Raw genomic sequence first — 25808 nt, 5'->3', positions numbered from 1 at the left:
GTCGTGCGTTGCTCTGGTGCCGTCAGGGTGCTCAGAGGAAGCCGACCTCGGTCATCAGGTCGACGACGGCCTGGGAGTCGAGGTCGCTCACGTTGACCTGCGGCGGCTGGAGCTCGTCGAACGGCTTGACGCCGTCGTCGTCGAGCGAGACCGCCGGGTTGAGCGGGTATTCGAGCGCGTAGCTGTCAGCGATGATCTGCTGACCCTTCTCGCTGACCAGGAAGTCGACGAACTCCTCCGCCTCCTTCTTCATGTCGCTGGAGGCGAGCACGCCGGCACCCGAGACGCTGAGGAAGGCACCCGGGTCCTGGTTGCCGAAGTAGTACTGCGCGCTGTGGTCGCTGACGTCGCCGCTCTCGGCGCGGTCGCGCGCCCAGTAGTAGTGGTAGACGATGCCGACCTCGCAGTTGCCGGAGTTGACCGACTCGAGGACGACGTTGTTGCCGTCGTAGGTCGTGCCGTTGGCCTTGATGCCCTCGAGCCAGTCCAGGGTCGCGTCCTCGCCCTCGAGCTCGAGGATCCCGGCCACGATGGCCTGGAAGTCAGCGCCGGTGGGGGAGAAGCAGATCCGCCCGTCCCACGCGGAGTCGGCCAGGTCCAGGATCGACGCAGGGAGCTCGGACTCCTCGACGTCGTCGGTGTTGTAGACGAGCACGGTCGAGCGGGCGACGAAGCCGGTCCACAGCCCGCTGGTGGGGCGGTAATTGGCCGGGATCTGGTCGAGCACGTCGCTCGGCAGCTCGTCGAAGAGACCCGCGGCCTCGACCTGCGACATCGCCGGGGAGTTCTCGGTGAGGAAGACGTCGGCCTTCGACGCGTCGCCCTCCTGCACGAGCTGGTTGGACAGCTCGAGGTCGCTGCCGTTGCGCAGCTCGACCTTGATGCCGGTCTCCTTCTCGAAGGCCGGCGCCAGCTCGTCGAGGAGCTGCTCGTGCTGGGCGTTGTAGATCACCAGCGTGGGCTCGTCGTCGCCACAGGCGGCGAGCGCCGGGACGAGGAGGGACAGCGCAGTCAGTCCGACGGCGGTGCGCAGGGTCTTCATCTGGGTTCCTTGATCGTGTCGTCGTTCGGAGAGTACTGAGCGCTCGGGCGGCGGGGTCGGCGGTGCCCCAGCCCCGAGACGAGGTCGACCAGTCGCCAGGCGGCGATGCCGATCACGAGTGAGGCGAGGAGCCCGCCGAGCGGCCAGCGGTCCTCGAGGTGCGGATAGACCTGCCAGTGGGTCAGGTAGACGTAGAGCGACGCGCTGGCGATCGTGCTGACCAGCCCGATCGTCACCCGCGGCAGGGGCACGCTCCGCACCAACACCAGGGCCAGCAGGCCGATCACGATGGTCGTCTCCCGCATCGGGTCGTCGAACAGGCCGTGCACCCCGACCACCAGGAGTGCCGAGAGCAGCAGCCGGTGGCCGACGTGCTGCGCTCGGGTGGCGGCCCAGCCCGCGGCGAAGAACCAGGCGACGTAGGTCGAGGAGTGGAAGACGTCGCCGTCGTAGCCCGTCGCGGTCGCCCAGAACCGCGGGACCAGCGTCGCGAAGACGAGCCCGATCGCGAACCAGTACGGCGTCCGCCGCTCCCACGCCGCGACGAGCGGGATCGACGTGAGGGCGCCCGCCGCGACCATTAGGTAGACGAGGACCTCGATGAACCAGAAGTGCCACTGGGGCTCCTGCCACCGGTGGCTGCCGAGCGCGTCGTTGAGCAGGAGCACGTTGCGCCAGCCGTACTGGCCGCTGACCACGCAGACGGCGGCCACCCACAACGAGGTGGGGACGGCGATTCGGGCGATCGAGCGCGCGAGGTTGCGGGCCCGCTCTGCGCTGTCGGGCGATGCGAGGTGGAAGCGGGCGAAATTTGCACCCGCCACGCCGAGCAGCACGTGGGCGCCGCCGAGCAGGACGAACAGGTTGGTGTGGCTGCCGACGATCATCACGATCGCCACGGCGCGCAGCACGATGCTGGTGTCGACGCGTGCCCACCAGGAGCGGCGGGCGCCGGTGGCGAGCCTCGAAAGCGCCGCGAGCTCGGCAATCGGCCGGTCCGGCCAGTCGGCGGGCAGGCGGCCGAGCCGGCTCTCCAGGCGCATCGCGAGCTCGACGTAGGACAGCGAGTCGCCGCCGAGCGCCGCGAACGTGTCATCGGGGGACACGTGCCGGCGCCGCAGCACCGCGCCGTAGAGGGCGGTCAGCGAGTCGGTGGCCGAGAGGGTCGGCGTGGCGGCCGGGCGGCTCTCGAGCCGCGCCACCGAGCGCTGGTCGACCTTGCCGTTGGCCAACCGAGGCAGCTCGGTGACCGGGCAGACGGTGATGGCGTGGGGCGGCAGGCCGGTGGCCGCGGCGGCGGTCGTCTCGACCTCCTCGACCGCGATCGGGTCGACGGGGCCGGCGAGCGCGACGACGAGGCGGGTCGCGTCGACCGACTCGGCGCAGGCGACCTGGTGGTCGCCCAGGGTCAGCAGCGTCTCGAGGCGGTCGAGGTCGATGCGCTGCCCGAAGAGCTTGGCGAAGCGAGAGGTGCGGCCGACGATCTCGAAGAGCCCGGCGTCGGTGATCCGCGCGAGGTCGCCGGTGCGGAGCTCGTCGAGCTCGGCTCCCCGCGCCAGGTCGGCGACGCCGTGGGCGTAGCCCATCATCACGTTGGGGCCTGTGTAGACGAGCTCGCCGACCCCGACCGGGTGTCCGTCGACCGGCGCGAGGCGGAGGTCGCCACCCGGGATCGCGACCCCGATGGAGGCCGGCGCCGTGGTCGCCAGCGCGGGTGGGAGGTAGGCCATCCGCGCGGTGGCCTCGGTCTGGCCGTACATCACGACGAGGTCCCAGCCCTCGCGCGCGCCGCGCTCGGCAGCGGCGCGCACCCGCTCGGGCGCGAGCCGGCCGCCCGCCTGGGTCACCTGACGCAGCGTCGGCACCTGGGGCCAGCCCGCCGCGTCGAGCAGCTCGAACGTGAACGGCACGCCGGCGTACGACGTCACGCCGGTCGTGCGGGCCAGGTCCCACAGCGCGGGGTCGGTCACCGAGGCGTCGGTGAGGACGACCGAGGCGCCGACGCTCAGGTGGCTGTGGAGCACGGAGAGGCCGTAGCAGTAGTCGAGCGGCAGCGTCATCAGCGCGCGGTCGTCGGGCGTCAGGCCGAGATAGTCGGCGATGGCGGCGGCGTTGCTCTCGAGGTTGGCCTGCGAGAGGCGCACCAGCTTGGGCGAGCCCGTCGAGCCCGAGGTGCTGAGGAGCAGGCGCAGGTCGGGGTGCAGCTCGGGCGCCGGCCGACGGGTCGGCGCGTAGCCCCCGTCGGACCAGGTGCGGCTCGCCCCGTAAGCCCGGGGGAGCACCTCGTCGCGGGCGAGCAGCACGCTGTGGCCGTCGGCGAGGGCGGCGAGGTAGGCGACGACGAACTCGAGCGTCGGGGCCGGGGTGAGGCCGACGAGCTGCTGCTCGGTGCCGAGCCGGGTCCGGGCGTCGGCGACGAGACCGGCCAGGTCGCCGTAGGAGACGGTGGTCGCGCCGCAGACCAGTGCAGGTCGGTCACCGTGGTCGGCGAGAGCCGTCGCGAACCCGACCCCGGAGCGGGGAGCGGTGGCGCGCTCGGGCGCGCGCGTCGAGAGCGGCCTCACTCCCTCAATATAAGGGTAGCCATACCAATGTTAGGTATCGCTCACCTGACGGGACTCTCCCTCAGGACAGCTCGCGCATCGCGAAGCCGATCCGCGCCTCGCGCTGACCGCCGTCGCAGGACCTGCTGGCCGATACGTAGTGGCTGCGCTTGGCAACGCACCGGTAGAGAGCCACGTTCGCCAGCTTCGTCTTCGTCGGGCGGACGAATCCGATGCGTCGGTAGGGCTTCCAGCCACTCTTGCACTTGCCGGCGAAGAGGGCGTGGTCCGCCTTCCGGGTGCAGTCCATGACCTGCTTCCAGCCGGTCACGCCCGCGTGGGACAGCAGGTAGCCGGCCGCACCGACCGCCTTGAAAGTCCTCGGCTTGGGTGCCTCCGTCGACGAGCGGCGCTGGCCCTTGCCGTTCTTGTAGGTCGTCAGCTCGACGCGGTTGAGCGCGCGGTCGGTCCGCGTCACGGTCACTTTCCGGCGGAAGAGGTAGCGGTCGGTGAACTTGTCGCCCGGGAAGAGCTTCACGTAGTAGACGTAGAAGGTGCCGCCGGTGCAGCAGCTCTGGCCCTCGGCCCCACTGATGGACGGATAGGCGTAGAGCTGCTTGGACTTGGCGTCGCGGAGGTGGCCGCCCCACTGGTCGACGTAGGGGTCGGCGTCGGTTGAGACCAACGGATAGACGTCCTCGGAACCGACCCACCGCTTGGGAAGCCCCGCCTCGTCGAAGAGCGCGCTCTGCTGCCGCTCCAGCGCGGTGTCGCCGGTGCCGACCTCGGAGGCGAACATCTGGAACCCGCGCCGACCGGAGGCATCGAAACCGAGCCAGCGGCTGAGCCTGGAGTTCCAGGCGATGTAACGCCCCTTCTCACTGAGCCCGCCGATCGGCGTCGACTTGCCTCCGATGCCGGGCTGGCTCCACGCGCAGACCGGATCTCCCGAGGCCGGGGTCGTGCAGTAGTACTTCTTCCACGTGCCGCGCGCACCGCCGTCGCTCACCTTCGAGCGGGCGATGTGGATGCCGGGCAGACCGGGCCGCGTGCCGTGGTTGGTCTCGAAGAACATGTAGTAGTAGTCGCCGACCCGGACCGTGCGTCCGTTGCCGGCGTTGGTGATGCCGCCGGTCATCGATGCGCCCGTCCCGGTCACCACGACGTTGTTGGGATAGCTGGGGCGCTGCCAGGTCAGGCCGCCGTTGGTGGTCTCCGCCATCGCCATGCGCCACACGGTCGTGTTGGCGTAGTGGTCGCACGTGTCATCGCCCGGGCCCTGTCCCTCGGCGTGGTAGAACGCGATCCAGTGCTGGCGCGTGAGCCTCTGGAAGGAACCCTGCAGCCATGCGCCGCACTCGTCGAACTCCCCCGGGAGGCCGCGGTCGAGGATGATCCGCGAGTTCGTCAACCGGGTGTTGTTGTGAGACCGCCACTCGAGGGTGCGGCTGGTCCCGAAGTAGCCGTAGAGCTTGCCCTCGCGCTTCTCGGAGAAGTAGGGGTTGTCGCCCTGGTCCGTGGGGCCGGCGACGCGCTGCTCGGGGCCCAGCTGTACGACGAAGCCGAGCGCGCTCTCGTCGGGGGCCGCTCTTTCGGGGACACGCCCAGCTGCGGGCGCAAGCGCCGTCGACGATGGCGAGACACCGGCAACAACGACAACCGCGACGAGACATCCGAGGAGCCGGATCCTCAATCCGCCGGCCCTCCTGGTGACATGCGACTTCATCGGCCCTCCCAAGCCCTCTGCGAAGAGAGCGGCCCTCCCGAGGCCCCTCTACGAAGAGACTAGGCGCTTCGCCTGAGTCCAGCGTCACATCGGCATATCCGGTGGTGACCTGCGCCGTTGTGCCCCACCAACGCGAGCGGCTCAGGGTTGCGTGCCGGCTCCCGTGGTCAGACCCGGGTGAGGCGGAAGACCGGGATGACCCGGTCGATGCGCTCGGCGTACTTGTCGAAATTGGGCCAGGTCTTGTTCATGTGGCGCCAGGCCTGCTCGCGGTCCTCGCCCTCGAGCTCGCGCCAGGTGACGGTGTAGTCCTGGTGCCGGTAGCGGATCTCAGCCGTGCTCGTGGCGCGCAGGTTGGCCGCCCATGCCGGAGGCTTCGGGTCGCCGAAGAAGGAGCCGGCGATCAGCCACTCGTCACCGTCGGGCACCGTCAACAGGCTGGTCGACCGAGCGATCCCGCTCTTGCGACCCACGACCGTCAGCTTGATGCTCGGAAGTCCGGCGATGTCGACGAAGCAGTAGCGCTCGCGGGTCACCTTCTGCAGCCGCTTGTCGAACCACACGATCTGCGGCAGGTAGTTGGGCGCCCATGCGTACGAGCCGAACTTGATGGCGATCGGAGTGAGGAGACCCATGGCCGAAAGGTAGACGAAAGTGCGGCCACCGGGTGTTCGCCCGCCTCACATGAGGAGCACATGAGAGCCTCATCGACCTCTCATCCAGGGTTCCTACCGTCACTCCTCGTGACGACTCGCCGCGACCACCTGCACCTCGCCCTGCTCTGCTTCGGGCTTCTCGGAGCGCTCGGCCTGGCCATCGAGCTGGGCCTGTTGAGCACCGCCGATGCCCAGGTCAGCTCCGACGCCCGGTCCTGGGCGATCGAGCGGCCGTGGCTGGAGGGGCCGCTGCTGGCCGTCGAGTGGGTGTTCGAGGCCCGCACAGTGATGTGGATGGGCGTCGTCCTCGCGGGCGTCCTGCTGGTCCGTCGGCACGCGCGCGCAGCGGTGCTGGTCGCCGCGGTGTCGGTGGCGACGCGCGAGCTCACCCAGCACGCGAAGGCGCTGTTCGGCCGCGACCGGCCCCTGTGGCAGGACACCGACCACCTGCTGGGCTCCGGCTCCTACCCGTCCGGCCACGCCGCGGGCATCGTCGCTCTCGCGGGGCTGCTGGTGGTGCTGACGTTCGCCCACACCCGACGCACCGAGACACGGCGGCTCGTCAGCGTCGCGGCCGGCGCCGTCGTACTCCTCGTCTTCGCCGACCGCCTGATGCTCGGCCGCCACTACGTGACCGACCTCCTCGGCGGCGCGCTGCTGAGCACCGGGCTGATCCTGGTCGGGCTGGCGATCGTCGGACCGCTGCGTCCGGTCGAAATGCAGCAGAGGCGCCGCCCGGTGTCGAGTGGCGCCCCTGTGGCGGTCGGTGTCCTGGTCAGCCGATCTGCTTGACCTGGGTCCCGCCGGCGAACTTGTCGTGCCAACCCTGGTGGTTGGGTGCATCGCCGTTCAGCGTGACGGCGATGTAGACAACGGCAGCGACCTCAGCGAGGCCAGCGAGGATCGGGCCGAGGATCGGCACCACGCTGATGATGTTGATCGCGACGTAGGCGTTGCGCTTGAGCGCCTGCTCCATGGTCGGGTTGGAAACACCGTCGGGCCCGTAGGTGCGGAGCTTCAGGACCATCTTCCCGACCGTCTGCCCGCGGTTGGACTCGAGGAACGCGAAGTAGGCGACGTTGATCGCGGTCGAGATCGCGCTCAGGAACAGGTAGAAGAGGAACCACTCGCCGACGGAGTGGCTGTAGCCCGTCAGGAAGATCGCGCTGAGGATCCCCCAGAAGATGCCGTAGACGACGCCGAGAAGGACGTGGTCGATCAAGCGGGCCAGCGCCCGGTTCAGCAGCTCGGCCGGACGGGGGACACCCGCCGGCTGGGCACCCGGGTAACCGCCACCCATCGGCGGCGGCGTGGGTCCGCCCGGCGGGGGCGGCGGGGGCTGTGGTGGCATCGACATGCTGTGTTGCTCCTCAATCAAGGCGGGGGACGTACGGCGTACCGGGGCACGCCGTGCGACTGCGGACCCACCTTAGGGCGGCGGGCGGCAGTGCGTATCGGAGTTGACCCGCAGAAATAACTGCGTCGGCAGGCTTTGTCCCCCGTTGCGGGGCACTTCAATCCTCTGCAGTCTCGCTAGCCTCGGAGGCGATGACACCTCGCCCTGCCCTTGCCGCCTGCGCCACGACCCTGCTCCTACTCGCCGGGTGCTCCACGGCCGACGACGAGCCGCGCGACCCCGACTCGTCGGACCCGACCTCAGCGGCCCCCGACGTCGACTACCCCGACGACGGCCTCGATCTCGTGGACTCGCCGCAGCTGAAGGGCGTCTACCAGGACGCAATCCAGACCTACATCGACTTCGAGCGCGGCCGTCGGCTCACCGCTCGGGAGGGCAGGGTCACCCGGCTGCTGGCCTTCAGCGCGCTCGCCGACGTGGTTGCGCCCTACCGTGCGGCCCTCAAGGCCTACGGCGACCGCGGCACCTACAGCGGTGACGTCACGGTCGAGTTCATCAGTGCGCAGCCGCACGGCGACCGGCTGCTGCTCGACGTGTGCGTCGACGCGCGGATGCTCGTGGTACCTGACGGTGCGCCGACCCAGCTCGGGGAGGGGACGCGCGCTCCGCAGCACATCGAGGTGAGCAACATCGTCGGTCCGTGGCGGGTCACGAAGGCCGTGCCGATCGACGGATCCTGCTGACAAGATGGCGCCGTGAGCAACGAGGAGGAACGCCCCGGGGAACTGGTCTGCACGGGCGCCGAGGCCACCTGTGTCGAGATCATGACGCCGCGCGAGGTGCCGTTGGGTGGCCTCCGTGCCCTGCCCGTACGACGCACGCTGCCCCAACGGCATCGCAGCCTCATCGGCGCGTGGTGCTTCCTCGACCACTACGGGCCCGATCCGGTCGCGGAGACCGGCGGGATGTGGGTGGCTCCTCACCCGCACACCGGCCTGCAGACCGTGAGCTGGTTGTTCGCGGGCGAGATCGAGCACCGCGACAGCGCCGGCCACCATGCGATGGTGCGACCGGGCGAGGTCAACCTGATGACCGCCGGCCGCGGCATCAGCCACTCCGAGGTGTCGACGGCCGTCACGACGACCCTCCACGGCGCCCAGCTGTGGGTGGCTCTTCCAGACGCGAGTCGCGACACCGACCCGGGCTTCGAGCACTACGCACCCGACGCGGTCGTCGGCGACGGCTGGCGCGGCCGGGTCTTCCTCGGGACCTTGCTCGGGGATACGTCGCCCGTCGTCACCCACACCCCTCTGCTGGGAGCCGAGCTGGTCCTCGAGCCCGGCGTGATCCTCCCGCTGGAGGTCGACCCTTCTTTCGAGCACGGTGTGCTCGTCGACCTCGGGTCGGTGACTGTCGACGGGGTGACCGCTGCGTCGGCCGACCTCGCCTACGTGCCGCCCGGCGACGGCACCCTCGCGCTCGTGGCGGGCGAGGAAGGGGCGCGGGTGCTGGTCCTCGGCGGTCCGCCCTTCGGTGAGTCCATCGTGATGTGGTGGAACTTCGTGGGCCGCAGCCACGACGAGATCGTGGCGTTCCGTCAGGCGTGGCAGGCGCAGATCACCCGCGACGGTGCTGTCGTGCCCGACTCCTCCGACGTCGCCGATGGTCGCTTCGGCATCGTCGCCGGTGACCACCTGCGGCCGATCCCGGCGCCGGAGCTCCCCAACGCCCGCCTCAAGGAGCGTCGATGAGCGTCGAGCTCAACCACACGATCGTCCACGCGTCCGACCGGGATGCGACGGCCGACTTCCTGACCGACGTACTCGGGCTGCCCAGCGCCGAGACCTACGGCCCGTTCCGCGAGGTGCGCATGGCCAACGGCGTCAGCCTCGACGTGCTCCACCACCCGGGGCCGTTCCAGCCGCAGCACTACGCGTTCTTGGTGGACGACGACGACTTCGACGCGATCTTCGCGAGGATCCAGGAGCGCGGCCTGACCTACTGGGCCGACCCCTTCGAGCGCGAGCCCGGCCGGATCAACCACAACGACGGCGGCCGCGGCGTCTACTGGGACGCCCCCGACGGCCACAAGCTGGAGATCATCACCGTCCCGTACGGCGGCTGACCGCCGCCCGCGAAGTCGCACTCTTGGTTGCACGAAGTCGCAGGGTTGGTGGGCCGAAGTCGCAGGGTTGGCGGTGCGAGGTGTGACACCTCGACTGCGCAACATCGACACTTCGTGCGCTCAACCCCGACACTTCGTGCAACCAGGAGTGCGACTTCGTGCAACCAAGAGTGCGACTTCGCGGGATGTCCGGGCGGGGCGGCATGATGAGCGCCCATGGGACCGGTCATCGGGGAGGACGGCGTCGGCCGCTGCGCGTGGGCGGGCGGTCCGGGGGCGATGCGCGACTACCACGATGAGGAGTGGGGTCGGCCGGTCACGGGTGAGTCGGCGTACTTCGAACGGATGACGCTCGAGGCGTTCCAGTCGGGACTCTCGTGGGCCACGATCCTCGCGAAGCGTCCGGCCTTCCGCGAGGTGTTCGCCGGGTTCGACGCGGACGTCGTGGCGGGCTACGACGACGCTGACGTCGCGCGGCTGATGGACGACGCTCGCATCGTCCGCAACCGCGCCAAGATCCTCGCCACCCTCCAGAACGCCCGCGCGACGGTCGACCTGCGCGACGCCGAGGGACTGGAGCAGCTGCTCCTCGGCTTCGCCCTGGCCGCGACGCCCTCGGCCGACGCGACCACCTCGCCCGAGTCGGTCGCGATGGCCAAGGAGCTCAAGCGCCGCGGCTTCGCCTTCGTGGGACCCACCACCGCCTACGCCCTGATGCAGGCGCTCGGTCTGTTCGACCCGCACGTCCCGGGCTGCCACCGACAGGGCCGCCCGTGATCAAGGGACTGACCTGGCTGATCGGCTTCCAGCTCCTCGGCGAGGTCGTCGTCCGCCTGCTCGACCTGACCGTCCCGGGTCCGGTCGCCGGGATGCTCTTCCTCTTCGTCTTCCTCCGGCTGCGCAAGCCGGCCGCCGACGCACCCGTGCTCCGGGCCGGGTCGGGCCTGCTGCGCCACCTCCAGCTCTTCTTCATCCCGGCCGGCGTCGGCGTGGTCGCCTACCTCGGCGTGCTCGGCGACGACTGGCTGCCGATCGTGGTCGCGATGGTCGGTTCCTGGTTGGTCGGCCTCGCGGTGGTCGGCTGGACCGCGGTCGGGCTCGAGCGGCTGCTCGGCGAGCCGCGCGACGACCAGCCGGTGGGGGCACGATGACCAGCGCCGTTGACTCCCTCCTCGAGGTCGCCCGTTCACCGCTCGGGCTGCTCGGCATCACGCTGGGCGGCTACCAGGCGGGGCGCTGGCTCCAGCGCCGTACGGGCGAGCACGCGCTCGCGCAGCCGGTGCTCGTCGCGATCGCGATCGCCGGCGTCGCGATCGAGCTGCTCGACGTCGACTACCTCGACTACCGCTCCGCGACCGAGATGATCGCCTTCTGGCTCGGGCCCGCCACCGTGGCGCTGGCGATCCCCCTGCACAAGCAGTACGACCGCCTCAAGGGCTTCGTCGTGCCGCTCGTCGTCGCGGTCCTGCTCGGCGCCGTCGCCTCGATCACGAGCGCGGTCTTCCTCGCGCGCTGGCTCGGCGCCGACCGAGCCCTCCAGGAGACGCTCTCGGCCAAGGCCGCCACGACCCCGGTCGCGATCGGGCTCACCCAGTCGCTCGGCGGCATCCCGCCGCTCGCCGCGGTCTTCGCGATCACGATCGGCATCTTCGGCGCGATCGCAGGGCCGACCACCCTGCATCTGCTGCGGATCCGCGACCGCCGGGCGCGAGGTCTCGCCCTGGGCGCCGTCTCGCACGGCGTCGGTGCCTCGCGGATGCTGCGCGAGCACGAGACCGAGGGCGCCTTCGCCGGGCTCTCGATGGGCCTGTCCGCGCTGGCGATCAGCCTGCTCCTGCCGCTGCTCGCCCTCTGGCTCTGGTGACGCTCGCCCCTTACGGTGCCCTCATGAGTCGTGTGCACGCCTTCTCTGACGACGCTCTCGGCGACCTCGACGCGGTGGGCGTCGTCGACCGGCTGCAGGCGGGGGAGGTGTCGATCCGTGAGGTCGTCGACGCCGCGATCGCTCGGACCGAACAGGTCGGCGAGACCCTGGGCGCCGTCGCCTACAGCGACTTCAACCGGGCCCGCCGCGAGGCGAGCAGCCCGCGGGGCGGCTACTTCGCCGGCGTACCGACCTTCGCGAAGGACAACGTCGAGGTCGCCGGCATGCCGACGATGCAGGGCACCGACGCCTGGGCTCCGCGCGCGGCGAAGAAAGACGGCGACTTCGCGCGAATGTTCCTCGCGACCGGCCTCATCCCGCTCGGCAAGACCCGGCTGTCCGAGTACGGCTTCAGCCCCAGCTGCGAGCACCCGCGGCTCGGGCCGGTGCGGTGCCCGTGGGACACCGAGCACACCGCCGGCGCGTCCAGCGCGGGGTCGGCAGCGCTCGTCGCCGCCGGGGCCGTGCCGATCGCGCACGCCAACGACGGTGGCGGATCGATCCGGATCCCCGCGTCGATCAACGGGCTCGTCGGCCTCAAGCCGACCCGCGGCCGGCTGGCCCAGGACGCCCAGATGCGCCAGCAGCCGATCCCGATCGTCGCCGACGGCGTCGTGACCCGCAGCGTGCGCGACACGGCGGCCTTCTACCGGGAGGCCGAGCTGGTCTTCCGGTCGCTCGAGATGCCGCCGATCGGCGACCTCACCCGGCCCGGCCGCAAGCGGCTACGGGTCGCGCTCAACACCGCCGGCGTCGAGCACGGCGCCGACGCGGAGGTCACGGCGCTGACCGAGCAGACGGCCCGGCTGCTCGAGGACCTCGGTCACACGGTCATCGAGGCCGAGGCGCCGGTGCCGGCCACCTTCCGGGAGGACTTCCTCCTCTACTGGGCGACCCTGGCGCTCGCGCTGCTCACCGGCGGCCGCAGCCAGCACGGCCGCAGCTGGGTCCGGGCCAACCACGACAACCTCACCTTGGGCCTGGCCCGCCACGCGCGCCGCAACGTCCACCGGCTGCCCGGAGCGATCATCCGGCTCCGCCGCAGCACCAAGGAAGCGGCCCTCTTCTTCGAGAAGTACGACGTCACGCTGACCCCGACGCTCGCGACCCCCACGCCCAAGATCGGCCACCTCGACCCCACGCAGGACTACGACACCCTGGTCGAGAAGCTCTACGAGTGGGTCGCCTTCACGCCCCTCCAGAACGTCACCGGGACCCCGGCGATCTCCCTGCCCCTCGCGACGGCCTCGACGGGCCTCCCGCAGGGCATGATGTTCGGCGCCGGCTGGGGTCGTGAGGCGGTCTTGCTGGAGCTCGCCTACGAGGTCGAACAGGCGCGTCCCTGGGCCCGGATCCACGCCTGAATCCCGGGGGACCGCACCAATTTCGTCGATACGACCAGGGGCCTGTATCGTTCTGCGGCGTTGCCCCTTTAGCTCAGTCGGCAGAGCGTCTCCATGGTAAGGAGAAGGTCTACGGTTCGATTCCGTAAAGGGGCTCTGGGATTGAAACCCTAGGCGGGGTAGCTCAGGTGGTTAGAGCACACGACTCATAATCGTGGTGTCGCGGGTTCGAGTCCCGCCCTCGCTACGCCAAAGACATCAGCAGCACCAACGCAGACAACAGCAGCAAGGACTTCCCGTGGCCAGCAAGAGCAGCGACGTTCGCCCCAAGATCACTCTCGCGTGCGTGGAGTGCAAGGAGCGCAACTACATCACGAAGAAGAACCGGCGCAACGACCCCGACCGCCTCGAGCTGTCGAAGTTCTGCCCGCGTTGCCGCAAGCACACCGAGCACAAGGAAACCCGCTGACCGCTCGGTCGCACAGCTGACCGACCCGGCTCCCGTGAGGGAGTCCGGGTCGTTGTCGTTTTTCGGGCCTCAGGCCCCGCAGTCGGAGCGCTCCCAGCGCCCGAACCGGCTGACGTCGTACTGCGCCACGGTCGGCACGACGGGCCGCCCGCCATCGAGGAAGTACGGCGCCGCCGTCGTCTCGCTCACCACCCAGACCTTGTCGCGCGCGTAGGAGACGCCCTCCGAGCCCGGGTGGAAGGCGAAACGGAGCCGCGGACCCGCCCAGAGCTCACCGCAGTGGGTGTTGGAGCGGGTGAACCAGACCCGGGCGGGTCCGGGGCCGAGGTCGGCCCACAGCGCGCCCTGGCCCGACTTGGGTCCGCGCTGGACGGCGACCGCGTCGTCGGGAGTGAGGTCGATGCGGCCCGGGTCGAGCACGTGGGCGACGTCGAACCAGTGCATGTCCTTGGGGTGGTGGCCGCTGAACCCGGCGACGCCGAGTCGCCCGGCGTCGTCGAAGACCAGGAACGAGCCCCACACCTCGTCGACCAGGTGCCAGACGCGGACCACGTCGAGCGTGGCCGGGTCGAGCAGCCAGATCTTGGTGCGCTGCGACATCCACAGGCCGTGGTCGTCGAGCGCGAGCCCGCCGCCGTGGCGGCAGACGTCGTGGTCGCGCGGAGCCTGGTCGGCCTCGATGGGCGCCTGTTGGGCGATCTCCCGGCCGGTGCGGACGTCGAGTCGGATGATCCGGCAGGTGTCGCGGCCGAACGGGCCGTCGTCGCCCTCGTCGTAGCCGCTCACCCAGGCCTCGCGCCCGCGGACGACGAGTCCCTGGGGCACGAACTCGGTGTCGGTGTCGGGCAGCCACGCGCCCGCGCACAAGGCGTGGTCGTTGGGCGTGCGGTCGAGCGGTCCGTCGACGTACGACGGCGCGCGGCCGACCACGTCGTCATAGCTGATCGGGCCGCAGCCCTTCAGTTCGGCGCGGCGCTCGGGCTCCTCGCTGTCGGCCTCGCCCGTGCACGCGCTCAGGCCGAGCGCGACCGTCGCAGCGACCGCCGCGGCGATCCCTCGACCCGACATGCCCGAAAGCATGCACGACCACTCCAATAGGCTGGCCGCATGCCGATCGACGCTTCCCTCGTCGGGCGCGAGTTCCCGCCGACCCGGCCCCTTGTCGTGACCGAGGAGGAGGTGGCCGCCTTCGCGGGCGCCACCGGGTCCAGCCAGCGGCGGATCCCCGCGACGTTCCCGATCGTGGTCACCTTCCGCGCGCTGCTGGAGTTCCTCGAGGCCGAGCAGGTCGAGCTGTCCCGGATCGTCCACGGCGACCAGAAGTTCGCCTACGAGCGGCCGGTGGTCGTCGGCGACGAGCTCACCGCACGGCTGACCGTGACCGGCGTGCGCCAGATCGAGGGCACCGACATCCTGCGCACGACGAGCACGATCACCGATGCCGACGGAGAGCTGGTCTGCACCGCGGGCGCGACGATCGTCCACCGGAGCGCGTCGTGACGACGCTCGCGGCGGGCGCCGAGCTCGAGCCGCAGGACTACCTCGTCACCCGCGCCGACCTGGTCGCCTATGCAGGTGCCTCCGGTGACCACAACCCGATCCACCAGGACGAGGAGATCGCGCTCCTGGTCGGGCTGCCGGGGGTGATCGCCCACGGCATGTACACGATGGCGCTCGCCGCCCGCGCCGTCGGCGTGTGGTCCGACGACGCCGAGGTGGTCGAGCTGGGCTGCAAGTTCACCGCCCCCGTCGTCGTACCTGCTGAGGGCGGGGCGACCGTGCGGGTCGCCGGCACCGTCAAGTCCGTCGCCGACGGGCTCGCGACCATCGCCCTCGAGGTCACCTGCGGCGCCGACAAGATCCTCGGTGCCCCCAAGGCGGTCGTCCGACTTGGCTGAGCGCCTCGCCGACCACACCACGCTGCGCCTCGGCGGGGCGGCTCGTGCCTGGGTGCGTGCCACCACCGACGACGAGGTGGTCGCCGCGGTCACCGCGGCCGATGCGGCCGGTGAGCCGGTCCTGGTGCTCGGCGGTGGCAGCAACCTCGTCGTGGCCGACGAAGGCTTCGCCGGCACCGTGGTCGAGGTCGCCACCCGCGGTGTGAGCGCCGACGTCGATGCTGCGGGCGAGGGCGACTCGACCTGCGGCGGTGCGCTCGTCACGGTCGCGGCGGGGGAGACCTGGGACGACCTGGTCGCCCGCGCTGCTGAGCGCGGCTGGGTCGGCATCGAGGCGCTCTCGGGCATCCCCGGCTCGGTCGGCGCGACCCCGATCCAGAACGTCGGCGCCTACGGCCAGGAGGTCGCGCAGACGATCGCGTCGGTCCGCGTCTGGGACCGCAAGCTCCGCGGCATCCGCACCTTCGCCGTCGCCGACTGCGGGTTCGGCTACCGCTCCTCCCGCTTCAAGATCGACCGTTACGACGCCCATGGCGGGCGGCACCTGGTGCTCTCGGTGACCTTCCAGCTGCGGCAGGGGAGCCTCTCGGCTCCGATCGCGTACGGCGAGCTCGCCCGTGCCCTGGGCGTCGAGATCGGCGAGCGCGCCCCCCTGGCCGACGTGCGCGCCGCGGTGCTCGCACTGCGCGGTGGCAAGGGCATGGTGCTCGACGCCGCGGACCACGACACGTGGAGCGCGGGCTCGTTCTTCACCAACCCGCTCGTCCCCGCCGACCAGGTGCCGGATGGCGCCCCGGCCTGGCCGGCCGACGGCGGCCTCGTCAAGACCAGTGCCGCGTGGCTCATCGAGCACGCCGGCTTCGGGAAGGGCTACGGGCTCGACCGCGGCGCGGGCCGAGTCGCTTTGTCGACAAAGCACACCTTGGCGCTGACCAACCGCGGCGGTGCGTCGACCGAGGACCTGCTCGACCTGGCTCGCGAGGTGCGCGCCGGCGTCGAGGGCGCCTACGGCATCGCGCTGGTCAACGAGCCCGTCCTGGTCGGCGCCGAGCTGTAGGCCTCAGGCCTCGATGAGCGCCATCAGGCGGATGAGCCGCTCGACGTAGGCCCGGGTGCCGTCGCGGTCGAGGCCCGCGGTCGGTGTCGTCGCCAGGGAGATGACGATCCGGTAGCACCACTCGGCGACCGCGCGGGCGTCGAGCCCGCCGGGCGAGGACTGGCCCAGTGCCCGCCCGAGCTGTTCCTCGAACAGGCCGACCACGCGCTCGACGAGCGGTCGGGACTCGGTCGTGAGCGCCGGCAGGATGATCTCCGGGTGCTCCTTGAGCGCCTTCTGGAGCAGGGCGTGGTCGCGGGCGTAGTCGACGACGAAGACGATCGCGCTGACCAGGTGGGCCTGGAGGTCGTCGCTGCGCTGCAGCACCGGAACGGCCGCGCCGAAGAACCGGTCGAGCTCGCGGTCGAGGACCGCGGCGACGATCGCGGCCTGGTCGCCGACGTACTTGTAGACGGTGGGGCGCGAGATCCCGGCTCGCTCGGCGATCGCGGCGTGGAGTCGGGCGTCGAGGCCCTCCTCGAGGAGGCAGTCCGTCGCGGCATCGAGGATCCGGTCGCGGATCAGCGAGGCCGCGTCGGGGCGGGCCGGACCGGGCCGCAGGGGGATGACGCTCGACATGGCCCGCATCGTACGACCCCTTGACGGGTCGTTGACGAACTGAAACTCTACGTAAACAACTTCGAGGCCACCCACCACGGGAGGGACCCCCGCATGACCACCACGCCCGAGCGCACGAAGACGACGCCCGTCTCGATGGACACCGTCGCCGAACGCCTCATCAACGGGTCGGTCCGCCGGTCCTACGAGCCCGCGGTCGCGATCGACTGGGACGCCCCGCTCGTCGAGGGGAAGTACTTCTTGCCCAAGGAGGTCGTCTCCCTCTACGGCACGGCCTACTGGGAGGAGATGACCGAGGAGCAGCGCATCGAGCTGTCGCGGCAGGAGATGACAAACATCTTGTCGGTCGGCATCTGGTTCGAGAACATCCTCAACCGGGGACTCCTGCTCCAGTTGATGCGGGAGGACCCGTCCGGTCCCTTCGCCCACTACGTGCTCACCGAGATGGGCGACGAGTGCCGGCACATGACGATGTTCGGCAAGGTCATCGCCCGGATGGGTGCGAAGCCGTTCCGGCTGGGGCCGGTCGACCGCATCGCCGCAGCGGCGTTGCCGCACTTCCTGCACGGTTCCCTGCTGTGGGTGGGGGCGCTGATCGGCGAGGAGATCTTCGACGCCCAGCAGCGCCGCATCATGACCGACCCCGAGCTCCAGCCGGTCGTCGCGCAGCTGATGAAGATCCACGTCACCGAGGAGGCGCGCCACATCAAGTTCGCCCGCGAAGGCGTCGTGCACCGGATGCAGGACGTGTCGCGGCTCGAGCGGTTCCTGGTGTCCAACCTGCACGGTCTCGGCGGACCCATGATGAAGCGCTGCCTGGTGCACCGCGGCATCTACCACCGCGCCGGGCTCGACGTCGACCGCGCCTACCGCGAGGCCATGGCCAACCCGCACCACCTCGAGATGGCGAGGGTCGGCTTCGCCCCGCTGGCCGCCTTCCTCGAGGACAACGGCCTGATGACCCGCTTCAGCCGCCGCCTCTGGAAGCGCTCGGGGTTCCTGGCGTGAAGCCCCAACTGCGCCGACGCGGCAAGCCTCGACGCCACCCGGTCGGCATGGCGTTCGTGCCGCCCGAGCACGACGACGGCTACGCCGGCCGCGCCACCCTGCTCGTCGGCGACGAGGTACTCGCCGTGACGGTGCACCTGGCCGGCCATCTCGAGCCGCTCGACGGCCGCTACCACTGGTACGGCCGCATCGAGCGCTCCGACGACCTCGTCGCCGCCAAGGACGCTGGCGCGACGAGCGGTGAGCTCGCCATCCACGGCAACGCGCCCGCCCCGGTCCGCCTCGCTGAGTACGACGCGTGGGGCCACGTCCAGGTCAACGGCACGGGTGCGCCGCCGTACGCCCTCGAAGCGGTGGAGGTCGACCTCCCGGCCTAAGAGGCCAGCCAGGCGTCGATGTCGGCTTCCGCCTGCGTCCGTACGGCGTCGGGCGCCCTGCTCGCGCGCAGCGACATCCGGGCGAGCTCGGCCAGTTGCTCGTCGCTGAGGCGGTGGGCGGCGCGCATCGTGGCGTATTGGCCGGCGAGGCGCGACCCGAAGAGCAGGGGGTCGTCGGAGCCGAGCGCGACGGTCGCTCCGGCGGCCAGCAGCGTGGGCAGCGGCACCGAGGTGAGGTCGGAGTAGACGCCGAGAGCGACGTTGGAGACCGGGCACACCTCGAGCGCGACGCCCGCGTCGACGATCCGCGCGAGCAGGTCAGGGTCCTCGGCCGCGCGCACGCCGTGGCCCAACCGGCCGGCGTGGAGGGTGTCGAGGCAGACCCGGATGTGCTCGGGGCCGAGCAGCTCGCCGCCGTGCGGGGCGAGCACCAGCCCGGCGCGCTCGGCGATCGCGAAGGCGGAGGCGAAGTCGGCGGTCGATCCGCGCCGCTCGTCGTTGGAGAGTCCGAACCCGACGACGCCACGGTCGGCGTACTGCGCTGCGAGGCGGGCCAGCGTGCGCGCGTCGAGCGGGTGGCGCGTGCGGTTGGCCGCGATGACGACGGCCATGCCCAGCCCCGTGCTCGCGCTCGCCTCGCGGACGGCGTCGAGCACCAGGTCGGTGAAGGCCGTGATGCCACCGAACCGGGCTGCGTAGCCGCTGGGGTCGACCTGGATCTCCAGCCAGCGGCCCCCGTCGACGACGTCGTCCTCGGCGGCCTCGCGGACCAGGCGACGTACGTCGTCCTCGGTGCGCAGCACCGATCGCGCGACGTCGTAGAGGCGCTGGAAGCGGAACCAGCCCTTCTCGTCGGCGGCAGTCAGATGCGGCGGCCACTCGCTCACCAGCGCGTCGGGCAGGTGGATGCCGTCGCGCTCGGCGAGCTCCAGGAGCGTGCCGTGCCGCATCGATCCGGTGAAGTGGAGGTGGAGGTGCGCCTTCGGAAGGGTGTGAAGGTCGCGCACGCTGGTCATCGTAGGCGTGCGTAGGTCGCGGATAGGTACTGACCGCTTTTGGCCCGCTTGGGCCAGGATGCGTAGACTCCACCCTTGGTGGATTTCCCCCATGGTGAAGCGCGCCCTCGTGACGGTCGTCACGGAGCGTGCCGAGGCCGTGCCGGTCGTGGTGATCGGGCAAGGGGAGAGCCGTCGGAGGGCACTAGCTCAACTGGCAGAGCATCGGTCTCCAAAACCGAAGGTTGGGGGTTCAAGTCCCTCGTGCCCTGCAAGACCAGGTGTAAGACCAAGACGAACCAGAAGAGGTGACCAGCGTGTCGGACTCCCATGCAGCCCCGAAGGGCCGCACGTCCGACGCCGGCAAGTCCGGCGAGCGCCGCACCGGACCGCTGACGTTCTACCGACAGGTGGTCGCGGAGCTGCGCAAGGTCGTCTGGCCGACGCGCGAACAGCTTTCGACCTACTTCTTCGTCGTCCTGGCCTTCGTGCTGGTGATGATCACGATCGTCTCGCTGCTCGACCTCGGTCTGGGCAAGCTTGTCTTCGCGGTCTTCACCGGCGCAGACGACGTGTGACCCGCCGCCAGTCGGCAGCGGATCACCCCAGCAACAGCAAAATGATGGAGCAGCACGTGTCGGAGCAGTACGACGCCGCCCCGGAGACGGGCGAGGACGTCACCACCCCCGAAGAGCTCGAGGACACCCTCGAGGAGACCGAGGGTGAGGAGTCGACCTTCGAGGAGGTCGAGGCTCTGACCGACGAGGTCGACGACGCCGACGAGGCGCCCGAGGCTGACGAGGTCGTCGCTGAGGACCTCGAGACCGTGGACGAGACCGAGGACGAGACCGAGCTCGCGGACGAGCCCGCTGAGGAGCTCGACCCGCTCGAGGCCTTCCGCCGTGAGCTGCTCATGCAGCCCGGCGAGTGGTTCGTGGTGCACACCTACTCCGGCATGGAGAACCGGGTGAAGCACAACCTCGAGAACCGCATCCACTCCCTCAACATGGAGGACTACATCCACGAGATCGTGGTCCCCACCGAGGAAGTCGCCGAGATCAAGAACGGCCAGCGCAAGATGGTCCGCCGGACCGTCCTGCCCGGTTACGTCCTGGTCCGCATGGACCTCACCGACGAGTCGTGGGCCGCTGTGCGCCACACCCCGTCGGTCACCGGCTTCGTCGGCCACAGCCACCAGCCGGTGCCGCTGAGCATGGACGAGGTCGAGAAGATGCTCGCCCCGACGATGGTCGTGCCGGCCGCCGCTGATTCCGAGTCGGGTGCCGCGGGCGGCGCGTCCGGCGCCACCGCCGCCAAGAAGCCGATCGAGGTCGCCGACTTCGGTGTGGGCGACTCGGTCATGGTGGTCGACGGTCCGTTCGCGACGCTGCACGCGACCATCACCGAGATCAACGCCGAGTCCCAGCGACTCAAGGCGCTGGTCGAGATCTTCGGCCGGGAGACCCCGGTCGAGCTGAGCTTCAGCCAGGTCCAGAAGGTCTGAGGTTCGACAACCGGCCCTCGGGGCCGGAGCAACAGGTGGCAGAGGCCCACGACGTGGGCCTCGTCATGACCACGAGAAGAAAGAGATAGAGGAATGCCTCCCAAGAAGAAGATCGCCGCGCTGGTCAAGGTGCAGCTGCAGGCCGGTGCGGCCACCCCGGCGCCGCCGGTCGGTACCGCCCTCGGTCCGCACGGCGTCAACATCATGGACTTCTGCAAGGCGTACAACGCCCAGACCGAGTCCATGCGCGGCAACGTCATCCCCGTCGAGATCACCATCTACGAGGACCGTTCGTTCGACTTCATCACGAAGACCCCGCCGGCTGCCGAGCTCATCAAGAAGGCTGCCGGTCTGAAGAAGGGCTCGGGCGTCCCGCACAAGGAGAAGGTCGGCAAGCTGACCAAGGACCAGGTGCGTGAGATCGCGACGACGAAGCTCCCTGACCTCAACGCCAACGACATCGACGCCGCGATGAAGATCGTGGAGGGCACTGCCCGCTCGATGGGCGTCACGACCGACTGATCTGTGGGAGAGCCGCGCTGGCTCGCTAACCACATCTCCTGCAAACGAAGGAAAACTCATGCAGCGCAGCAAGACCTACCGCGCCGCGTCGGAGACGTTCGACAAGAACGAGCTCTACGCGCCGCTGGCCGCGATCAAGATCGCCAAGGCCTCCAGCAAGAAGAAGTTCGACGAGACCGTCGACGTCGTCATGCGACTGGGCGTCGACCCGCGCAAGGCCGACCAGATGGTCCGCGGCACCGTCAACCTGCCCCACGGCACCGGTAAGACGGCTCGCGTCCTCGTGTTCGCCAACGCCGACAAGGCCGAGGCTGCCCGCGAGGCCGGCGCCGACATCGTCGGTGGCGACGAGCTCATCGACAAGGTGGCCGGTGGCTGGCTCGACTTCGACGCCGTCGTCGCGACCCCCGACATGATGGGCAAGGTCGGTCGTCTCGGCCGCGTGCTCGGTCCCCGTGGCCTCATGCCCAACCCGAAGACCGGCACGGTCACCCCGGACCCGGCCAAGGCCGTGACCGACATCAAGGGCGGCAAGATCGAGTTCCGCGTCGACCGTCACGCCAACCTGCACTTCATCATCGGCAAGGCCTCGTTCGCCGAGGCGCAGTTGGCGGAGAACTACGCAGCGGCGCTCGAGGAGGTGCTGCGGCTCAAGCCGTCCAGCTCCAAGGGCCGTTACCTGAAGAAGGTCACCGTCTCGACGACCATGGGCCCCGGTGTCCAGGTCGACCCCAACCGCATCAAGAACGTCGCGGCCGAGGACGAGAACGCCTGATCTCCAGCATCAACGCCGAAGGCGCCGCCACCCTGCGAGGGTGACGGCGCCTTCGCCGTTTTCAGCAGTACGTCGGCGGCTATGCCTTGCGGCGGAGCCATCCGTCCGGCACGGCCGAGATGAGCAGCTTCTGGTTGATGTCCTGGTCGATCTCGAAGTCCGGGTTCTCCTTGAGGAACTCCCAGACCGCCGTCTTCGGGTTGTCGCCCTGCGACCAGGGGCGGTCGGGGAAGACGCTGTCGTCCATGTCCTCGACGATGGTGTCGAAGACCAGGCAGTAGCTGCCGGGGGACACGAGCGGGGCGTAGTAGCCGAGCTCCTTGGCGACGTGCTCGTGGGTGTGCATCGAGTCGAGCGAGACGAGGACGGTCTGGCAGCCCTTCGCGTACTCGGCGACCTTCGCAGCCATCTCGTCGGTGACCGACGAGCCCTGGAACATCTCGATCCGCGAGCTCATCGGGTGGGACTCGATCTGCGCCCGGTTGTGGTCGCGGATGTCGATGTCGACGCCGAGCACCTTGCGCTTGGGGTTGGCCGGGTCGAGCGTGGTGCCCTCGGCGACCGCGTCGGCGTAGTCGAGCATGGCGAGCAGGGAGGCGCTCAGCACCAGCGAGCCGCCGTGCGCGATGCCCGTCTCGATGATGAGGTCGGGCTTCACCGCCCAGACGACCTCCTGGTAGGCGACGATGTCGGCCGGGAACTGGATCACCGGGCGGCCGAGCCAGTCGAAGTTGTACATGTACTTCTGGCCGAAGGCGCGGGTCACCCAGTCGATCGACTGCTTCTGCCAGGCGGCGTCTCCGGCGTAGCCGTCGACGAACTCGCGGCGCTCCTCCTGGAACTGGGCGATCGGGTCACTGGTTGCGTCTGCCACGTGCGGGCCTTTCTCCGTGTCGTGCGGCGGTCTTGTGAAGGGTCTAGGGGTGGGACGGTGCGGGGTGCCCGACGACCTCGGCGAGCATGTCAGGGAGCCGATCGGTCAGCCGCGCCGGGGTGAGTCCGGTCTCGGACTCGATGCGACTGACGTCGATCGTGGGGAACGCGCGGGTGGGTCCGCCCGGCGCGAAGTCGACCGTGATCCCGGTGCGCGCCGTGATGACCTCGGCGACCTCGCCGTGGGTCACAGGCTGCCCGCTGGCGAGGTTGTAGAGCCGGTGCCGGCCCGAGGTCGCGACCGCGGTGAGCATCCGGCACAGGTCGTCGATCGCGACGTAGTCCTTCGACGACCGGGCGTCCTCGCCGATCGTGATGGCACGGCCGGCGGCGACATCGGCGAGCAGCATGCCGAGGAAGGTGTCGCTGTGGGCGCCCGCGCCGTAGACGTTGGACACCCGCGCGACCCGCACCGTCGGCTCCGCGCGGGAGGCGCAGATGGCCTCGCCGAGGAGCTTGCTCAGGTCGTAGATGCCGTCGGAGGTCGGGCGGGCCAGCGTCGGGGTTTCTTCCGACACCGTCGCTGCATCGATGCCGCTGTAGACCCGGGTGCTGGAGAGGTAGAGCCACGAGTCGAATCGGGCCGCGCGGATCCGGTCGGCCAGCACGGTGACGTGGGCATCGACGGTGTCGAGCGGACGGGAGCGGAAGTCGCCGGTGAGCCCGATGGCGTAGACCACGTGGCCCAGGTCGTCGTCGGGACCGGGGATCTCGGCTCGCGACGGGGTGCGGACCTCGTGCCCGGCGGACCGCAGGTGGGCGGTCAGGGCGCCACCGATAAAGCCGGTCGCTCCGAAGACGGTGAACCTCATCGGCGGGACCCGCGGATCGTCAGGGGGTTGCCCGCCGCGATCGCGTAGGCCGGCACGACCCCGCGCACCAGGCTCAGGGCACCGATGACGGCGCCCTTCCCGATGTGGGCGCCATCGAGGATGACGCATCCGGCGCCGAGCCAGACGTCGTCCTCGATCACGATCCCGCCCTTGCTGGGCCGGAAGCCCTGGGACTGGATGAAGGTGTCGGGGTCGTCGTACTGGTGGTTGGTGGGTGCGAAGACGCAGTTGGCCGCGACGGAGACCGCGTTGCCGACCGTGATGCCGTTGCCCGAGTAGAGGACGCAACCGGAGTTGAAGACGCAGTTGTCGCCGATGATGATGTCGCCCGAGCCGCCGGCGGGCTTGAACTTCACGAAGCTGTCGATCACGGACCGAGCGCCGATCACGTAGCGCGATCCTCGGACGCTGCGCTCGATGTCGGCCAGCGGCGAGATGTGGGCGGTCGGGTCGTACTCGAGCGTCACCGCAGCGACTCCGGATCCAGATCGGAGAATCGCGGGTTGGCGCGGTCCCGGTCGACCATCACCTGCGGCACCATCGGCCACGGGATGGCGAGGTCGGGGTCGTCCCACGCCAGACCACGATCGGCGTCGGGCGTGTAGCGGGTGCCGACGAAGTAGAGGACCTTGGTGTCGGGCTCGAGCGTCATGTAGCCGTGGGCGCAGCCCGGCGGGATGTAGAAGGCACGGTCACCGTCGGCGCTGAGCGTGACGCTGGCCGCCTTGCCGAAGGTGGGGGAGTCCGGCCGTACGTCGACGATCGCGTCGAAGATCGAGCCCTCGACGCAGTGGACGAGCTTGGCCTCCTGGTGAGGCGGCACCTGGAAGTGGAGTCCGCGCAGGGTGCCGGGCGACTTGCTGCTGCCCAGGTTGGCCTGGACGGGGACCAGGTCGATGCCTGCGCCGGCCAGCTCGTCGACGCAGTAGAGCCGGGCGAAGCTGCCCCGCTCGTCGCGCCGCGGGTCGAGGTGGACGATGTAGGCCCCCTCGACCGCGACGCTCTCGAACTCCATCAGCTGGCCTGCAGCGTGGCAGCAGGGTGCTGCTCGTAGCGCTCGATCTGGTTGAGGGTGATCGCGCGCGGGTCGGCGCCGGTGTTGAAGTCGTGGTACCACTCCGCCGTCCACTCCAGGGTGGTCGGGGAGTCGAGGCGCGGCGACCAGCCGAGCGACTCCATCGCGAGCGAGGCGTCGAGGGCGAGCAGCTTGTTCTCCGGGGGGTGCACGCCGGGCGCCTGGGCCCAACCGTGCTCGTGGCCGAGGCCCTGGGCGATCGCGTCGGCCACCTCGCCGGTGGTCACCTCGGCGGCACCGGGGAGCGGGCCGAAGTTGAGTGCCTTCGGCTCGGCCTTGCCGCGCTGGACGAGCGCCTCGAGGAAGAGCAGGTAACCCGAGATCGGCTCGAGCACGTGCTGCCACGGACGGGTCGAGTCGGGGTTGCGCAGCTCGGGCAGCTTGCCGGCGTTGACGGCGCGCCAGACGTCGGGGACGAGCCGGTCGACCGACCAGTCGCCGCCGCCGATCACGTTGCCGGCCCGCGAGGTCGCGAGCGGGATGCCGCGCGGCTCGAAGTAGCTGTCGCGGTAGCTCGCAGTCGCGATCTCGATGCAGGCCTTCGAGGCGGAGTAGGGGTCGTGGCCGCCGAGGAGGTCGTCCTCGGCGAAGGGCACGCCCTGGTCGGAGTTGGCGTAGACCTTGTCGGAGGTCACCATCAGCACCGCGTCGAGGCCGTCGAGGTCCTTGGCCGCGTCGAGGACGTTGACCGAGCCCATCAGGTTGGAGAGGTAGGTCTCCCGCGGGTCGGCGTAGGCGACGCGGACCAGCGGCTGCGCCGCCATGTGCAAGATCACCGACGGCTTGAAGTCGTGGATGATGCCGCGCAGCTTGTCGAACTCGGTGAGGTTGGCGTAGGTCGACTCGGCGTTGCCGAAGGGCGCGAGCAGGTCGAAGAGCGCGGGCTCGTGGTTGGGCGCGAGCGAGTAGCCCGACACCGTGGCGCCGAGCTTCTCCAGCCACAGGCTGGTCCAGCACCCCTTGAAGCCGGTGTGACCGGTCAGGAAGACGCGACGGCCCTTCCAGAAATCAGGCGAAGGCATCATTAC

Annotated in this window: 31 protein-coding genes and 3 tRNA genes; 21 read left to right on the top strand and 13 right to left on the bottom strand. The window is 70.1% G+C overall.

Annotation, left to right across the window (positions count from 1 at the left end; translation table 11 throughout):
- Positions 1-31: 31 nt before the first annotated feature.
- The 4 genes from F0U44_RS13615 to F0U44_RS13600 form a co-directional block, all read right to left on the bottom strand.
- On the bottom strand, positions 32-1042 hold the full coding sequence (locus tag F0U44_RS13615) for an iron ABC transporter substrate-binding protein (protein WP_149728797.1): 1011 nt from the start codon (positions 1040-1042) through the stop codon (positions 32-34).
- On the bottom strand, positions 1039-3606 hold the full coding sequence (locus tag F0U44_RS13610) for an AMP-binding protein (RefSeq protein ID WP_149728796.1): 2568 nt from the start codon (positions 3604-3606) through the stop codon (positions 1039-1041). Before F0U44_RS13610 ends, F0U44_RS13615 begins: the two co-directional genes overlap by 4 nt.
- Positions 3607-3667: 61 nt before the next feature.
- Positions 3668-5311, bottom strand: coding sequence for a hypothetical protein (locus F0U44_RS13605; protein WP_149728795.1), 1644 nt, complete (start codon positions 5309-5311; stop codon positions 3668-3670).
- A gap of 167 nt (positions 5312-5478) precedes the next feature.
- On the bottom strand, positions 5479-5946 hold the full coding sequence (locus F0U44_RS13600) for a nitroreductase family deazaflavin-dependent oxidoreductase (protein ID WP_149728794.1): 468 nt from the start codon (positions 5944-5946) through the stop codon (positions 5479-5481).
- Between the two features lie 108 nt (positions 5947-6054).
- Between F0U44_RS13600 and F0U44_RS13595 the strand changes: the two genes are divergently transcribed.
- Positions 6055-6759 carry a phosphatase PAP2 family protein gene (locus F0U44_RS13595; protein WP_188113473.1) on the top strand — a complete coding sequence of 235 codons (705 nt, stop codon included), beginning with the start codon at positions 6055-6057 and terminating at the stop codon, positions 6757-6759.
- Here F0U44_RS13595 and F0U44_RS13590 read toward each other — a convergent pair.
- Entirely contained in the window at positions 6743-7324 is a 582-nt protein-coding gene (locus tag F0U44_RS13590; protein ID WP_223163676.1) for an RDD family protein, read from the bottom strand. The two genes, F0U44_RS13595 and F0U44_RS13590, sit on opposite strands and share 17 nt — an antisense overlap.
- A 191-nt stretch (positions 7325-7515) precedes the next feature.
- Between F0U44_RS13590 and F0U44_RS13585 the strand changes: the two genes are divergently transcribed.
- The 10 genes from F0U44_RS13585 to rpmG all read left to right on the top strand — a co-directional run bounded on the left by F0U44_RS13585 (position 7516) and on the right by rpmG (position 13185).
- On the top strand, positions 7516-8067 hold the full coding sequence (locus F0U44_RS13585; RefSeq protein WP_149728792.1) for an outer membrane protein assembly factor BamD: 552 nt from the start codon (positions 7516-7518) through the stop codon (positions 8065-8067).
- Positions 8068-8079: 12 nt separating this feature from the next.
- Complete coding sequence (locus tag F0U44_RS13580; RefSeq protein ID WP_223163675.1) at positions 8080-9075, top strand: pirin family protein; 996 nt, start codon at positions 8080-8082, stop codon at positions 9073-9075.
- Positions 9072-9449 (top strand): VOC family protein, encoded by a 378-nt coding sequence (locus F0U44_RS13575; RefSeq protein ID WP_149728791.1) that lies wholly within the window; start codon positions 9072-9074, stop codon positions 9447-9449. Before F0U44_RS13580 ends, F0U44_RS13575 begins: the two co-directional genes overlap by 4 nt.
- Positions 9450-9665: 216 nt before the next feature.
- Positions 9666-10226: a DNA-3-methyladenine glycosylase I gene (locus tag F0U44_RS13570; protein ID WP_149728790.1), complete on the top strand. Its 561-nt coding sequence runs from the start codon at positions 9666-9668 to the stop codon at positions 10224-10226.
- Positions 10223-10600 carry a CidA/LrgA family protein gene (locus tag F0U44_RS13565; RefSeq protein ID WP_149728789.1) on the top strand — a complete coding sequence of 126 codons (378 nt, stop codon included), beginning with the start codon at positions 10223-10225 and terminating at the stop codon, positions 10598-10600. The genes F0U44_RS13570 and F0U44_RS13565 overlap by 4 nt, the downstream gene beginning before the upstream one ends.
- The gene (locus F0U44_RS13560) at positions 10597-11313 is read left to right on the top strand and encodes an LrgB family protein (RefSeq protein WP_149728788.1); all 717 of its coding nucleotides are present in this window, start codon (positions 10597-10599) and stop codon (positions 11311-11313) included. Before F0U44_RS13565 ends, F0U44_RS13560 begins: the two co-directional genes overlap by 4 nt.
- 23 nt (positions 11314-11336) lie before the next feature.
- The gene (locus F0U44_RS13555) at positions 11337-12737 is read left to right on the top strand and encodes an amidase (RefSeq protein ID WP_149728787.1); all 1401 of its coding nucleotides are present in this window, start codon (positions 11337-11339) and stop codon (positions 12735-12737) included.
- Between the two features lie 62 nt (positions 12738-12799).
- Positions 12800-12872 (top strand) — tRNA-Thr (locus F0U44_RS13550).
- Between the two features lie 17 nt (positions 12873-12889).
- Positions 12890-12963 (top strand) — tRNA-Met (locus F0U44_RS13545).
- A 51-nt stretch (positions 12964-13014) separates the two neighbouring features.
- A complete protein-coding gene (gene rpmG / locus F0U44_RS13540) occupies positions 13015-13185 on the top strand; it encodes a 50S ribosomal protein L33 (RefSeq protein ID WP_149728786.1) in 171 nt (56 codons plus the stop codon).
- Between the two features lie 69 nt (positions 13186-13254).
- Here the strand turns inward: rpmG and F0U44_RS13535 are convergent, their stop codons facing one another.
- Positions 13255-14253 (bottom strand): hypothetical protein, encoded by a 999-nt coding sequence (locus tag F0U44_RS13535; RefSeq protein WP_149728785.1) that lies wholly within the window; start codon positions 14251-14253, stop codon positions 13255-13257.
- A 39-nt stretch (positions 14254-14292) separates the two neighbouring features.
- Here F0U44_RS13535 and F0U44_RS13530 point away from each other — a divergent pair, with 39 nt between their 5' ends.
- Genes F0U44_RS13530 through F0U44_RS13520 form a run of 3 tightly spaced genes read left to right on the top strand, consistent with a single transcriptional unit; the run spans position 14293 to position 16140 of the window.
- Entirely contained in the window at positions 14293-14685 is a 393-nt protein-coding gene (locus tag F0U44_RS13530; protein WP_149728784.1) for an FAS1-like dehydratase domain-containing protein, read from the top strand.
- The gene (locus tag F0U44_RS13525; RefSeq protein ID WP_149728783.1) at positions 14682-15083 is read left to right on the top strand and encodes a MaoC/PaaZ C-terminal domain-containing protein; all 402 of its coding nucleotides are present in this window, start codon (positions 14682-14684) and stop codon (positions 15081-15083) included. The genes F0U44_RS13530 and F0U44_RS13525 overlap by 4 nt, the downstream gene beginning before the upstream one ends.
- Entirely contained in the window at positions 15076-16140 is a 1065-nt protein-coding gene (locus F0U44_RS13520; RefSeq protein WP_149728782.1) for a UDP-N-acetylmuramate dehydrogenase, read from the top strand. Before F0U44_RS13525 ends, F0U44_RS13520 begins: the two co-directional genes overlap by 8 nt.
- A gap of 3 nt (positions 16141-16143) precedes the next feature.
- On the opposite strand, the gene F0U44_RS13515 is transcribed toward F0U44_RS13520, so the two are convergent.
- Entirely contained in the window at positions 16144-16758 is a 615-nt protein-coding gene (locus tag F0U44_RS13515; protein ID WP_188113472.1) for a TetR/AcrR family transcriptional regulator, read from the bottom strand.
- A gap of 93 nt (positions 16759-16851) precedes the next feature.
- On the opposite strand from F0U44_RS13515, the gene F0U44_RS13510 reads away from it, so the two are divergent.
- Both F0U44_RS13510 and F0U44_RS13505 read left to right on the top strand, forming a co-directional pair.
- Positions 16852-17766, top strand: coding sequence for an AurF N-oxygenase family protein (locus F0U44_RS13510; protein ID WP_149728780.1), 915 nt, complete (start codon positions 16852-16854; stop codon positions 17764-17766).
- The gene (locus F0U44_RS13505) at positions 17763-18143 is read left to right on the top strand and encodes a DUF4873 domain-containing protein (protein ID WP_149728779.1); all 381 of its coding nucleotides are present in this window, start codon (positions 17763-17765) and stop codon (positions 18141-18143) included. The genes F0U44_RS13510 and F0U44_RS13505 overlap by 4 nt, the downstream gene beginning before the upstream one ends.
- Here the strand turns inward: F0U44_RS13505 and F0U44_RS13500 are convergent.
- A complete protein-coding gene (locus F0U44_RS13500) occupies positions 18140-19159 on the bottom strand; it encodes an adenosine deaminase (RefSeq protein WP_149728778.1) in 1020 nt (339 codons plus the stop codon). The two genes, F0U44_RS13505 and F0U44_RS13500, sit on opposite strands and share 4 nt — an antisense overlap.
- Before the next feature lie 178 nt (positions 19160-19337).
- Between F0U44_RS13500 and F0U44_RS13495 the strand changes: the two genes are divergently transcribed.
- From F0U44_RS13495 to rplA, 5 genes are all read left to right on the top strand, one after another.
- Positions 19338-19410 (top strand) — tRNA-Trp (locus tag F0U44_RS13495).
- 45 nt (positions 19411-19455) lie between these two features.
- Positions 19456-19716: a preprotein translocase subunit SecE gene (gene secE, locus F0U44_RS13490; protein ID WP_149728777.1), complete on the top strand. Its 261-nt coding sequence runs from the start codon at positions 19456-19458 to the stop codon at positions 19714-19716.
- Between the two features lie 41 nt (positions 19717-19757).
- The gene (nusG, locus tag F0U44_RS13485; protein ID WP_149728776.1) at positions 19758-20642 is read left to right on the top strand and encodes a transcription termination/antitermination protein NusG; all 885 of its coding nucleotides are present in this window, start codon (positions 19758-19760) and stop codon (positions 20640-20642) included.
- A 93-nt stretch (positions 20643-20735) separates the two neighbouring features.
- Positions 20736-21164: a 50S ribosomal protein L11 gene (gene rplK / locus F0U44_RS13480; protein ID WP_149728775.1), complete on the top strand. Its 429-nt coding sequence runs from the start codon at positions 20736-20738 to the stop codon at positions 21162-21164.
- A gap of 58 nt (positions 21165-21222) precedes the next feature.
- Complete coding sequence (gene rplA / locus F0U44_RS13475) at positions 21223-21939, top strand: 50S ribosomal protein L1 (protein WP_149728774.1); 717 nt, start codon at positions 21223-21225, stop codon at positions 21937-21939.
- Positions 21940-22018: 79 nt separating this feature from the next.
- Here rplA and F0U44_RS13470 read toward each other — a convergent pair whose 3' ends face one another.
- From F0U44_RS13470 to rfbG, 5 genes are read right to left on the bottom strand one after another with little or no spacing between them, the layout of a single operon-like run.
- Entirely contained in the window at positions 22019-22813 is a 795-nt protein-coding gene (locus F0U44_RS13470) for a cephalosporin hydroxylase family protein (protein ID WP_149728773.1), read from the bottom strand.
- A gap of 43 nt (positions 22814-22856) precedes the next feature.
- Entirely contained in the window at positions 22857-23684 is an 828-nt protein-coding gene (locus tag F0U44_RS13465) for an NAD-dependent epimerase/dehydratase family protein (RefSeq protein WP_149728772.1), read from the bottom strand.
- Positions 23681-24172 carry an acyltransferase gene (locus F0U44_RS13460; protein ID WP_149728771.1) on the bottom strand — a complete coding sequence of 164 codons (492 nt, stop codon included), beginning with the start codon at positions 24170-24172 and terminating at the stop codon, positions 23681-23683. The genes F0U44_RS13465 and F0U44_RS13460 overlap by 4 nt, the downstream gene beginning before the upstream one ends.
- The gene (locus F0U44_RS13455; protein ID WP_149728770.1) at positions 24169-24720 is read right to left on the bottom strand and encodes a dTDP-4-dehydrorhamnose 3,5-epimerase family protein; all 552 of its coding nucleotides are present in this window, start codon (positions 24718-24720) and stop codon (positions 24169-24171) included. Before F0U44_RS13455 ends, F0U44_RS13460 begins: the two co-directional genes overlap by 4 nt.
- Positions 24720-25802, bottom strand: a complete 1083-nt coding sequence (gene rfbG, locus F0U44_RS13450; protein WP_149728769.1) for a CDP-glucose 4,6-dehydratase — start codon at positions 25800-25802, stop codon at positions 24720-24722. The genes F0U44_RS13455 and rfbG overlap by 1 nt, the downstream gene beginning before the upstream one ends.
- Between the last annotated feature and the right edge of the window lie 6 nt (positions 25803-25808).

Origin of the sequence: Nocardioides humilatus, from assembly GCF_008373755.1 — a bacterium.
Lineage (GTDB): Bacteria > Actinomycetota > Actinomycetes > Propionibacteriales > Nocardioidaceae > Nocardioides > Nocardioides humilatus.
The sequence above is the reverse complement of the archived record's forward strand: the minus strand, read 5'-3'. Positions and strand labels throughout refer to the sequence as shown.